Raw genomic sequence first — 11,105 nt, 5'->3', positions numbered from 1 at the left:
CTCGACGCCGGGCTGCCGCCTCGCGGGCGTCCACGCCGGGCTGCCGCCTCGCGGGCCTCGACGCCGGGCTGCCGCCTCGCGGGCGTCCACGCCGGGTTCCCGCCTCGCGGGCCTCCACTGCGGTCCTCGCCTCGTCGACCTCCACTGGGTCCTCGACCCGTTGACCTCCACCGTGGTCCTCGACCCGTCGACCTCCATTGCGGTCCTCGCCTCGCGGGCCTCCGCCGCGGTTCTCGCCTCGCGGGCCTCCGCCGCGGTTCTCGCCTCGCGGGCGTCCACGGCGTCCACGGCGTCCACGGCGGTCCTCGACCCCTTGGCTTCCGCCGCGGTCCTCGACCCGCCAGCCTCCACCGCGTCCACGGCCTCCACCGCCTCCACCGCCCCTCCTCACGCAGACCGCTCGCCTCCCCCCCCCAGCCGACACCCCGCCCCCACCCCCGCGGCCTCCCCGCCTCCCCGAACCGAAGGAGCCCCGCTCAGAAGGCATCTGGGCGGGGCTTCGGCGGAGCCGTTCGTGGGGCTCGCGGGTGGGGCGTCCGAGTCAGGCCGTCACTGCTTCGCGCCCGGGGTCTGGCCGCCCGAGGTCGGCTTGACCTGGACCCAGCCGGCGGTGCTCGGCACGCCCTCCTCGTTCAGGAGGAAGAGCATGTAGTAGCCGGGAGGCGCGGCATTGGCCGACGGCGGTGCCTGGAGTTCGAGGAAGTTGCCGCTGCGGCTCTTGATCCGCAGGTCGAGGTGGCGCTGGCTGGTGTTGACCGAGTGCGTCGCGGTGGTCGGCGCCAGCAGGACGGCCCGGGTGACCTCGGAGGCCGTGTTGCTGCTCACCGTGATCTTGTCGTTGTACCCGACGGACGGGTTGAACACGGTGCCGAGGTGGGGGCGGCTGCCCTGCTGGAGGTAGGCCGGCTCGTAGATCTCGATGCTGCCGTTCATGTCGTCGGTGATGTCGGGGTCGTTGGCGAGCTGCTGGAGCTCGTCACCGGTGACCATCACCCGGCCGTCCGGGAGCACCACCGCGTTGGAGTGGTAGCCGCGCGGCAGCCGCTGGGCCGGGCCGAGCCTCCAGTTGCCGTTCTCGTCCCGCAGTTCGATCTGGCGGTACTTCAGGTCCGCGTTGGGGTTGTACGGCCCGTTGCCGTAGTCACGGATGTCGAAGGCGCCGTTGACGGTCATCAGGGTCCCGTCCGGCATGAGCAGGGTGTCGTCCTGGGTACGGCCGAACGCCCTCGCCTTCTCCTTGCTCCACTGGCCGCCGACCAGCTGATACGTGTTCGGGTCGTCCCGGTCCCCACCGAGCACCAGCACCGAGTCCGGGCCCTTGAAGCCGGCCGGGAGCGGCACGGCCGAACCGTAGTTGCGCGGCATGTTGTCCGGCCGGGGCGCCAGGTCCGTCCGGGTCTCGGCGGCGGGGTCGAACTTCCACTGCTGCTCGGGGTTGCGGCCCAGCCCGTAGATCTTGCCGTCGCGCAGCGAGAAGAGGTGCGGGTAGTCCCGCTTGAACGGGGCGTCGGCCCTGAACCGTTCCACCGCCCAGCCCTGCGGCCTTTCCGTCTTGGCCGTGGGCACGGGCTTGTTCAGGGCGGGGAAGCGCTCGACGATCGGGGTGGGGGTGCCCCAGCCGAGCTCCGACTGGCCGGACATGATCAGCTGCCGCCCGTCCGCGCCGGTCACCACCGACGGGTACCACCGGCCGACCGCCATGTCCTGGTTCTGGTACCACTTCTCCTCCCACGGGTCGAAGACGAGGGAGAGTTTCGCGCCGCTGCCGCCGTTGCCGCCGAGGTTGCCGCCGAAGACGCCGAGCATCCCGTTGGGCAGGAAGGAGTGGCCGGCACAGAAGAACGGCGCGGGGCGAGGCTGGTCGAGCCCGTCCGGCATGTTGATCACGGGCGGCGTGACCTTGGTGAACGAGCCCGGTCCGGTGCCCTTGGCCGGATCCCACAGGTAGGCGCGGCCCGCGTTCTCCTTGCCGATGGTGTCGGTCGGGGCCGGCTCCTTCTGGGGGTTGGTCTCGATGCGCTCGAAGGAGAACAGCAGCACCTTGCCGGTGGGCAGCATGGCGATGTGCGCGGCGAAGTCCGGGGACGCGAAGTACTCCCGGAACCGGCCGGCGTCCAGCGCGTCGAAGTCCGCGTTGACCTTGGCCTGGGATGCCGTCAGCGCCTTGAGCCGCTCGGTGCGGGTGGACTGCGGGTACTCGCCGACGGCCTTGACGGCCTTCCTGGTCGCGGCGTGTTCCTCGGCGTGCTCCTTGCCGATGACCGTCGCCTCGTCCGGGTCGACCTGCGTCCGGCCGGCCGAGGGTGCGTCACCGCCGTGCTCGTGGGCGGCGGCCGCGCCGGACGACAGCACGGTGAGCGTCAGCGCGGAGACGGCGCACGCGGAGATCGTCGCGTACAGCATCCGTCTGGACGGGGGACCGGGCAGGTTCCTGGGGGACATGGGGCTGACTCCTTGCGAGAGAGAGGGGGCCGGGGCGCGCACCTGACGTAGGCGCACGGCATAGGCACGCGGCACAACCAAGTGACTACTCACAGTGTTCGCGTGCCGGACGGCCGCTGTCGCGCGATGCCGGGCAGGTGGGTGACCTCTCGACGGCCAAGCGGGTCAGAACCCGTGCGGAGCTGGAGTTATGCGCCACGGCGCGGGATCGCGACGGATCGCGACGCGGTCGACCCGGAGATTCCCCCGCCCTGTCATCGATCACGTAGCGTAGTTATTCGATTACTATGAGGATCCTCATGGCATATGCGACCGTCAAGGAGAAAACGTGACGGAAGACCTCACACTGCGTCAGAGCGAAGACATCCAGGGCGATGTGATCGCGGGCTTCAAGAAGGACCGCATGACCCTGCTCTTCCTCAAGTTCGAGGACCCCGCGCGGGCCCGCACCTGGGTGAAGCGGCTCGCCTCCCAGATCTCCACCACCAGACAGGTGGCCACCTTCAACGCGGCGTTCCGCCAGGCCAGACAGGCCACCGGCGGCGGCGACCCGCAGGCGCTGAAGGCCACCTGGACGAACGTCAGCTTCACCTACGAGGGCCTGAAGGTCCTCATCGGCGGCAAGGACCCCCTGCCCACGGTGCGCAAGGGCGGCACCTGGGAGGCGTTCAAGGAGGGGTCCCACAAGCGCTCCCTGGGCGACACCGGCGACAGCTCACCCGAGAACTGGCTGTTCGGGGACGGCAAGGGCCAGACCGTGCACGCGGTGATCACCGTCGCCTCCGACACCGCCGAGGGGCTCCAGGACGCGCTCACCACCCAGCGCGAGGCAGCCGCGCAGGCCAAGATCGTGATCGTCTTCCAGCAGAACGGCGCCACGCTGCCGGGTTCCCGCCGCGGAAAGGAGCACTTCGGCTTCAAGGACGGGGTCAGCGAGCCGGGCGTCATCGGCTTCGACGAGCCCGACCCCAAGCAGCCGGAGTACGTCAAGGACCACCCGGGCACCCGGCTGATCCCGCCCGGCGAGTTCGTCATCGGGCACGACCGCATCGGCGGGATCCCGTACGACGAGATGCCCGAGTGGGCGGCCAACGGCAGCTTCCACGTGGTGCGCCGGCTCGGTCAGGACGTCCCGGGCTGGTGGGCCCAGGTCGGCGCGCAACTGAAGGCCCTGAGGAAGGCCAAGGTGGTGCCGGACGAGGCGACCACCGAATGGCTGGCCGCCCGCCTGGTGGGCCGCTGGCGCTCGGGCACGCCCGTCGCCAAGTGCCCGCACGCCGACATGCCGGACAACGCCCTCGCCGGCCAGGACAACGACTTCGGCTACCGCAACGACCCGGAGGGGTTCACCACCCCGCTCTTCTCCCACCTGCGCAAGACCAACCCCCGGGACGGCCTGCAGGAGAGGCCCGGCGCGGACCCGTTCCCCGAGAACCCGGTCATGGACCGACGCCGGATCATCCGCCGCGGCAGCCCCTACGGCGCGCCCTTCGACCCGGCCTCGGACGGCCCCGGCGGCCCCGACCAGCCGCGCGGACTGCTCTTCGTCTGCTACCAGGCGGACCTGGTCGAGCAGTTCGAGTTCATCCAGAAGAGCTGGATCAACAACGTCGACTTCCCGCCGAACCGCCCCGCGAAGCCCGGCCCCGACCCGATGGTCGGCCCCACGGGCACGGTCTCCTTCGAGAGCCCCGGAGCGACGACCGAGCTGAGCTTCCACCAGTTCGTCACCACCGAGGGCTCGGTCTACGCCTTCGCCCCCTCGCTCACCACGCTGCGGCTGCTCGGCGACGGCCGCCTCACCGACAAACTCCCGGCCACGGTCCGGCCGACCGACGCCTTCCTCCCCATCCCCGATCGCCAACGGGACAAGGGCAAGAGCTGGTACTGGGCGTACGGGACCGGCGCCGCCGGACCGGTCTGCCGCACCCTCTCCATCGCCGACGGCGACGAGCACAGGGACGTCGTCGAGCGCCCCGACCGGCCCCTGGCCACCTGGCCCTGCTACGCCGGCGTGGCGAAGGTGGACGCGATCCTGCCGGTGCCGGACGAGCAGCGCGTGGGCGGCCGAAGCCGGTACTGGCTGTTCCACACCGTGGAAGGCCGCCAGGTCTACCGGCTGATCTCGGTCGCGGACGGAGCGGAGTCCGGACTCGCCCCCGACGCGGCAGCCGCCCTCGACGCGCCCGACCGGCCGATCTCGGCCTGGGCCTCGTTCAACGGGATCGCGCAGGTGGACGCCTTCCTGCCGGTACCCGACATGCAACGCCAGAACGGGAAGAGCCACTACTGGCTCTTCCACTCCACCCTGGGACAGCAGGTCTACCGCCTGATCTCGATCGCCGACGGCTCCGCCCACAACGACGTCATCGAACGCGGCGACCGTTCGCTCAACCTGTGGCAGTCACTGGCCGGCATCTCCCGCGTGGACGAGTTCCTCGCCGTACCGGACATGCAACGCATCAACGGCCTGAGCCTGTTCTGGGTGTTCCACCAGCAGAACTACCGCATCATCTCCATCGCCGACGGCCACGCCCACAACGACCAGATCACGATCGAGGACCGCCCCCTGACCCTCTGGAAATCCCTGACCACCTGACCCCCACCCCCCACCGAACAAGAATCCCAGCCGAACCAGAGGGCCCTCACCGATCCGAAAAGGGCCCTCTGACCTGCTCTTCAACAGATCCCGCCAGGGGATGGCAACATGGCGCGGTGGTCACCATCGATGTCGGCGGGACAGCCGATGAGCGCATGCTGCATCTCCTGCTGAAGCGAGAGCTGCGCTTCCCTGACTTCTACGGCATGAACTGGGCCGCCTTCTGGGACGCGATCACCGGCCTGGTCGAGATCCCGGACCGCCTTCGCTTTCTGGGCTGGGACCGGCTCGTCGAAGTAGTTCCGCAGGGGGCCGCCATGCTCCAAGACGCACTCGACCGTTACCGAGACGAGTACCGCCCACAGTTCATCGCCGAGTACGGGCAGGAATGAGTAGGCCATGGGGGGCAGTGAGGGCACCGCGATGAGTGAGCATGGCCCTCTCAGCTGTCCGCGCCGTCGGTGGTCGGCAGCAGTGCGGCCAACTCGGCGTCGTCCGGGCGGTGGGCCGCCTCGGCCGCCTTACGCAGAACGGCACGGTCGACCTTGTCCACATCGGCGATCAGATGAATCACCACACCGCCGTCGGGCACCGCGTATTCGTGGCTGCCACCTGCCTTGCGATACCAGGCGTCACCGTCGCGCTCACAGGTGACCGGCTTGTCCGACACCTCGCCCAGCGGCTGCTTCGGGCAGCTCTCCGCTGTCAGCGTGCCGCGCCCTACGAAGAGGCCGAACTTGGTGGCACCCTTCTCGGACCGATACGCGGCGACGAACTCGTCGTCGTACGCGCCGACCGACTGCTGGAACACGGTGTACCCGGAGACCTTCGTGACATAGACGAGTTCCGGCGCGACGCCCCAGCCACGCGCGGCGGCGTCGAGATCGCCGCTGTCGGCGGCCGCCCCGCCGCTCTGGTCCGCGCCGCATCCTGTGAGGAGAACTGGCAGCAGGAGAAGAGGAAACAACACACGCGCAGGTCGCATCATGCACACACTCTTCCTCATGACCATGCCACAGGCGCACCGATTCCCGGTTCCCCTCCCGAGGAGCATGGCTCTCACCTGGTGTTTCCTGGGGGACGCCGACGGTTTGGAGGAGACCACACGCAGGGGAGAGGAGGGGGAGCCATGTCGTCGCTCGACCGTCTCAGGGTGCTGCTGGGCGAACCGGTGACCTGGGGCTGGGCCAGGCCGTGTCTGTGGACGGCGTCCGAGCAGTATCTCGGTGTCGGGCTGCCTTCGGATTACAAGGCGTTCCTGGATCTGTACGGGCCGGGGAGCATCGCCGGTTACCTGTCGCTGAGCCGTCCCCTGGAAGCCGACGCCACAGAGTTGGACCGGTTGTGGTCGCTGGAGGACCGGCGCCGGGTGCGACTGAGCGCCCCGGATCTGTATCCGTATCCCTTCCACCCCGATCCGGGCGGCCTCATCTCCTGGGGTTCGGACGAGCAAGGCGGCGAGTACTACTTCCTCGCGATCGAGCCGGACCCTGACGAGTGGCGCATCGTCGTCAGCAGCGAATGCAACAGTTGGTTCGAGACTGCGGGCACGTTTTGCGACTTCCTGGTGCGCTGCTTCGACCACGTCGACCGGCCCCCCTTCATGGCCCGTGCCTGGCCCACTCCTGACGCCCGCTACCACTCCGATGCCTGATACGACGGTCGCATCGCCCGTCTACCCGGTCGGCGGTTCCCCGGGGTACTGATCCAGGGCGACTCCCTTCACATCCTCCGCAGCGACCTGGCCGAAGCGATGGTGGCGTGCGAGCGCGGCGAGCCGGCTGAGGGCCGGCCCGGATGCACTACTGACGCACTATGCGGCTGCGCTGGAGGAGCGCGGGATTCCGCGGCCGTACTGAGCCATCGATTTTCAGCTCGGGAAGCTAAGGGCAGCTGAGGCTTGCTCCGGCCCTGACCGGCGGCGGAAGGGCGCAGGCGCCTGGGGGCCGGTCGACCGGTTCCCCGCTGTTCCCCGCTGTTCCCCGTGGTTCCCCCGCACGATATGGCACGCGTCTGGCACGGGCCACGTCCGTGCCACCGGTTGTCGGTGGATCTTGGCCTTCGTGCGCGTCCTGACCCGAGCGTCGAGTTCGACTTCTACGTGTGTAGCTTCACGCCATGCCCTTCGCCTTCGTGCTCGCTTCCGGCGTCCTCGGTACTTTTGCCGCTCTGCTAGCCGTGATCAACGCCATACAGGTCTTCCTTGGCCGTCAGCTTGTCAAGCCTTCGGCGAGCAAGCGTTCTGCTCCACAGCTTCGAGCCGAGTCGGCCGCTGCGGCCATAGCCATGTTCGGTGCTTCCTTGACAGCATTCGGCGTTCTGATGGGTGGCCAGTGGCCCGCGGTGGGGGCCCTCGTGCTGCTGCTGGGTTGGATTGCTCTCGTGTTGGTTCGCAGGCGGTTCGCTGCCCAGCCGTAGCCGATGCGGCTGCCATGGGCTTAGCTCGGTGGCCCCATCACTGTGCGGGCGAGTCGGCAGGCCGCCCTTTCGATTGAGGACGGCGGCTGTGCCGGACACAGGGTTGCCGTACTCCGCTGCTGCACGCACGACAGAGGCCCATTCACGATCACGTGAATGGGCCTCTGCCCTGTGTCGGGGTGGCGGGATTTGAACCCACGACCTCTTCGTCCCGAAGCAACTTGGGCGGGGGCGCTGCCCTGGGCTGGGGTAGCTCCCACCTGTGCGGATGGTCCGTGGTCGTTCACGGCTGTTCGCCGCTGTCCGTCGGCGTTGTCACGCAGTTAGACACTCAGCCTTGCTCCATCTGCTGTGTGGGAAACACCGGTGCAAGGGCGCTGACGGCCGTCCTACCATGAGTCTGCCTGCGTCGGCCGGCGCGCTGTAGACCCGCAGCACCGGCCCGTTGTGGAGGGGACCAGCCCGTTCGAGCCGGGCCAGGTGGGCTGACATCTGCTGAGCGGTTCGATACGAGGTTCGTCTATGCCTCAGGGTGGGGCCATGGAACGGCAGCAGCTCGAACGGCTGCTGGGTGGTGGCGACGACACGTCGGCGGCCGCTCTCGCCGCACTCCGCGCCGGCGCTTCATACGTCGTCTGGGACGGAACGACCTCACCCAAGTCACTCGCGACGGTCTACGGGCGCCGACTCCGGCACACCCTTCGGAGGGGCATCGAGACCTCCGGCTTGGCCCGGGCCGTGCAACGCCTCGGCCTATACGGCCGACCGGTTCGATTGGGGCAGATCAGGACTGCCGACGGATCGTGGATCTTCATGCTGTTTCTCGACGCGGACGGCAGCACGCTGGTGGCGTGCACTGGCGTACGGCAGTCCCAACCAGACTCGGCCTGCTGAACCTGCGCACGGCCAACACGCTTTCCAACTGTGTTGGTGGCCCCAGGGGCATTGGACGGGGCGGTTCACCTGCGTTCATGGGCGGTCGGACGCGGGAGCGGCTACGCGCTATGGTCTCGTCTGAACGGCCGTGAACGGTGCTGAATGAGACGGAAACTGAGACGGCGGGCGGGCCCGAGCTCGCTGGCATCGTTGCGGTTGAAGGGGGGAGTCATGGCGTTCGTTCGCAAGGGATCACGACGGATCGTTGTCTACGGCACGGCCTACCGCTGGCGGCTGCGAGGCAGGCCGACGTACTCCCAGGGGCTGGCCTGGTCGCCGTGCACGTACGCGGTCGAGCATGCGGACACCCCGGGCATGACGCTCGTGGTCACCACCGACCAGCCGCATCCGAGCAACTGGATCGGTCGCGAGGCTGAGCCTGTACTGCCGTCCGGTGTTGCCGCGGCTGTTCGGCTCGCCCTGCGTGAGGGTTGGACTCCGACGGTTTCGGGCTCGGCCTTCTACCTCGACCAGTCCGCCAACTTCGTGCCTTCGCATTGAACCGCTTGGGAAGCTTAGGTCTTTTTCGGGCGGTTGCTGGGCTGACCTGCGGCGGAGCGGCTACGGCAGTCAACTGGCCGACGGCCCTGTCCCCGCCGTTCTCCGTTGTTCCCCGCACGATCTGGCACGGTTCTGGCACGACCTCTTCGATGCCAATTATGGGCGCGACGGTCGCTGAGGCCTGCCGGGCTGGGGAAAAACGGTCGCGTGAGGCTGCCGGCGGTTGGCCGCGGTCGCGGTGGTTGCTGTACTTCGCTGTGGTACAGCAACTGCCTGGGCCTTGTTCATCCAGGTAGCGGCAAGCTTGCTTCGTCGTCGCTCATCGCGGTGTACACGGTGAGGCAGGATGCGACGACATCGACCTCCGAAGGCCCTGCGATCCGGAGCCGCACCAACTCGGGGAGATCGGCGGAGCGGTCGATGAGACCGATGGCATCGTCAGGCCACGGGTGTGGCAGCCGCGGGAGGTACTCGACCAAGATCTCGTCGATGAAGGAGCCTTGGACTGCGATCGAGTCTCCTGTCTCGACGTGGTGCAGAGAGGTAAGCGAGATCACGACGTCTGGCTTGTGCGGACCCTCCCTGAGGAAGACATCCACGCAGTCGCCGTCGTCCACGGCCCCGAACGACACCCGTTCGACGAAGTAGCTCACGCATGGGGCAAGCATGCGGGCTGCTCTCAGGCAGCGGTTCTTGACGGCATCCTCTGCGTCGACCGCGTCACTCATGGTGTGAGGCTAGGGCTCGCTGCTTGCTGCGTCGACTTCAGCGATCCATCGCCCCGCGCTATCGGCTGCTCATCCTCCTGGCCGGGTTCACCCCTCTGCGGTTCGGTGAACTCGCCCTATCCGCCGCCGAGACGTCGACGCGAGGGCATGACCGTCAGCGTCCGCCGGGTCTCAGGCCGAATTGCAGGACGGTCGCCTCTTCGACAAGGCGCCGAAGTCTGCCATCGGCATCCGCACCATCTCGTTACCTGCCGAGCTGCTCGACCACGGCCTCGAACAAGACGAAGGGTCAGCCTGGGAGGAAGCCCCCTGAGCTGGCCCTTTCTCTGTGCCCCGGCACGATTCGAACCTGCGACATCCGCTTTAGGAGCGAGGTTGGGCGATGTGGGGCGTGACCTGCGCGTTCCCTACCTTGCGCGGAGTCGGGCAGCCCGTACCCCTGTGCCCCCCGATTCCCCGTGAGTCCCCTTCCGTTATGGCACGGATATGGCACGGATATGGCACGACCGCTCTCCGTCCCGAAGCAACTCGGCTGGCCGCGCGTCCTTGGGCTGGTCTCTCACCTGCAGTGGCCCGGCGGTGGGCCGTGCGCGTATGGGTCAGAAGGGAGGTTCGAGATCGCCGCGGCCATCGCTGTGTGGCCCCCAATCCCAGGGCTCCTCCCGGAAAGGGTCAGGGTCGGGGACGTCGTGGCCCCACGCTTCGAGGGCCTTCCGAGCAACGCGCCGATTGGGGTCGTGCCTGCTGGTGTCTAGGATGCGGCGCGCGTGCTCGGCGAGGTGATCGCGGTGCTCGGCAAGCGCGGGGTGTTCGGCGAGGATAAGCGCGGCGATGACCGCGGCTTCGCGCACGTCCTCTTGGCTGTCCTGCAGGAAGGGCGCGACAGCCCGGTAAAGCATCGGGCACAGGTCCCGGAAGGCCGCCACGGTGGTGTCGTGGGTGAGGAAGCCAGGAAAGTACTGCTCCGTGCGGCCAACAATCTTGTCGGAGGCGTCGTAGGCCGCGGAAACCAACCAGTTCAACAGCGTCGCGCGGATGGGGACGTTGCGATAGAGGCGGAGGGTCATAGCCGCCGGGTGGGTGAGGATGCCGGCGACATACATGGCGGCGGGGGCGGTGGCTTCGTAGATGGTGTTCTGGCGGCCGACCAGCTCACCCAGCTCCGACAAAGCGGCGACCTGAACCTTGGGATCGGGCTCCAACAGCCGCGCCAGGACTTCGGGAAGGTCCTCACCGTTCCCGAAAGCGGTCTGAAGCGAACCCCAATCAGTCTCCGCCAGGACTACCTGGTAGGGCGGCAAGTCAGGCTCGCGGGGCGCCCCGGCGCTGGAGCGGCTGTGGTTCACAGGCCAAACCTAGACCAGACTTCTGACACGATTCCCGTCCGGCCAGTTACTCGGTCTGCGGTCCTGCCGTAGGCGGCTGGCGCATGTGTGGCATGTCACCAGTTTGGAAGATCGCGTATGCGGATCCGGGCTGAG

At 68.3% G+C, this 11,105-nt stretch carries 10 protein-coding genes and 1 pseudogene; 6 read left to right on the top strand and 5 right to left on the bottom strand.

What is annotated here, in order from left to right; translation table 11 throughout:
• Positions 1–378, bottom strand: a pseudogene (locus tag ABZ464_RS27075) (hypothetical protein); the annotation flags it as partial.
• Positions 379–549: 171 nt separating this feature from the next.
• Positions 550–2,442, bottom strand: a complete 1,893-nt coding sequence (locus ABZ464_RS27070) for a galactose oxidase early set domain-containing protein (RefSeq protein ID WP_359280533.1) — start codon at positions 2,440–2,442, stop codon at positions 550–552.
• Positions 2,443–2,770: 328 nt separating this feature from the next.
• Between ABZ464_RS27070 and ABZ464_RS27065 the strand changes: the two genes are divergently transcribed.
• Both ABZ464_RS27065 and ABZ464_RS27060 read left to right on the top strand, forming a co-directional pair.
• Positions 2,771–5,041 (top strand): Dyp-type peroxidase, encoded by a 2,271-nt coding sequence (locus ABZ464_RS27065; protein ID WP_359280531.1) that lies wholly within the window; start codon positions 2,771–2,773, stop codon positions 5,039–5,041.
• Positions 5,042–5,157: 116 nt separating this feature from the next.
• Positions 5,158–5,433: a barstar family protein gene (locus ABZ464_RS27060; RefSeq protein ID WP_359280530.1), complete on the top strand. Its 276-nt coding sequence runs from the start codon at positions 5,158–5,160 to the stop codon at positions 5,431–5,433.
• Positions 5,434–5,483: 50 nt separating this feature from the next.
• Here ABZ464_RS27060 and ABZ464_RS27055 read toward each other — a convergent pair whose 3' ends face one another.
• Positions 5,484–6,029, bottom strand: a complete 546-nt coding sequence (locus tag ABZ464_RS27055; RefSeq protein ID WP_359280528.1) for a hypothetical protein — start codon at positions 6,027–6,029, stop codon at positions 5,484–5,486.
• Between the two features lie 141 nt (positions 6,030–6,170).
• Between ABZ464_RS27055 and ABZ464_RS27050 the strand changes: the two genes are divergently transcribed.
• The 4 genes from ABZ464_RS27050 to ABZ464_RS27035 all read left to right on the top strand — a co-directional run bounded on the left by ABZ464_RS27050 (position 6,171) and on the right by ABZ464_RS27035 (position 8,896).
• Complete coding sequence (locus ABZ464_RS27050; RefSeq protein ID WP_359280527.1) at positions 6,171–6,695, top strand: SMI1/KNR4 family protein; 525 nt, start codon at positions 6,171–6,173, stop codon at positions 6,693–6,695.
• Between the two features lie 464 nt (positions 6,696–7,159).
• Positions 7,160–7,459: a hypothetical protein gene (locus ABZ464_RS27045; protein WP_359280525.1), complete on the top strand. Its 300-nt coding sequence runs from the start codon at positions 7,160–7,162 to the stop codon at positions 7,457–7,459.
• A 540-nt stretch (positions 7,460–7,999) separates the two neighbouring features.
• A complete protein-coding gene (locus ABZ464_RS27040; protein WP_359280523.1) occupies positions 8,000–8,353 on the top strand; it encodes a hypothetical protein in 354 nt (117 codons plus the stop codon).
• Positions 8,354–8,566: 213 nt separating this feature from the next.
• Positions 8,567–8,896, top strand: a complete 330-nt coding sequence (locus ABZ464_RS27035; RefSeq protein WP_359280522.1) for a hypothetical protein — start codon at positions 8,567–8,569, stop codon at positions 8,894–8,896.
• Positions 8,897–9,180: 284 nt separating this feature from the next.
• Here ABZ464_RS27035 and ABZ464_RS27030 read toward each other — a convergent pair whose 3' ends face one another.
• Together ABZ464_RS27030 and ABZ464_RS27025 are read right to left on the bottom strand one after the other, a co-directional pair.
• The gene (locus tag ABZ464_RS27030; RefSeq protein ID WP_359280521.1) at positions 9,181–9,624 is read right to left on the bottom strand and encodes a hypothetical protein; all 444 of its coding nucleotides are present in this window, start codon (positions 9,622–9,624) and stop codon (positions 9,181–9,183) included.
• Positions 9,625–10,223: 599 nt separating this feature from the next.
• Positions 10,224–10,970 carry a hypothetical protein gene (locus tag ABZ464_RS27025; RefSeq protein ID WP_359280519.1) on the bottom strand — a complete coding sequence of 249 codons (747 nt, stop codon included), beginning with the start codon at positions 10,968–10,970 and terminating at the stop codon, positions 10,224–10,226.
• Positions 10,971–11,105 lie beyond the last annotated feature (135 nt).

Source organism: Streptomyces sp. NPDC005820, assembly GCF_040630255.1.
Taxonomy (GTDB): domain Bacteria; phylum Actinomycetota; class Actinomycetes; order Streptomycetales; family Streptomycetaceae; genus Streptomyces.
This window is presented reverse-complemented; position numbering and strand designations above follow the sequence as displayed.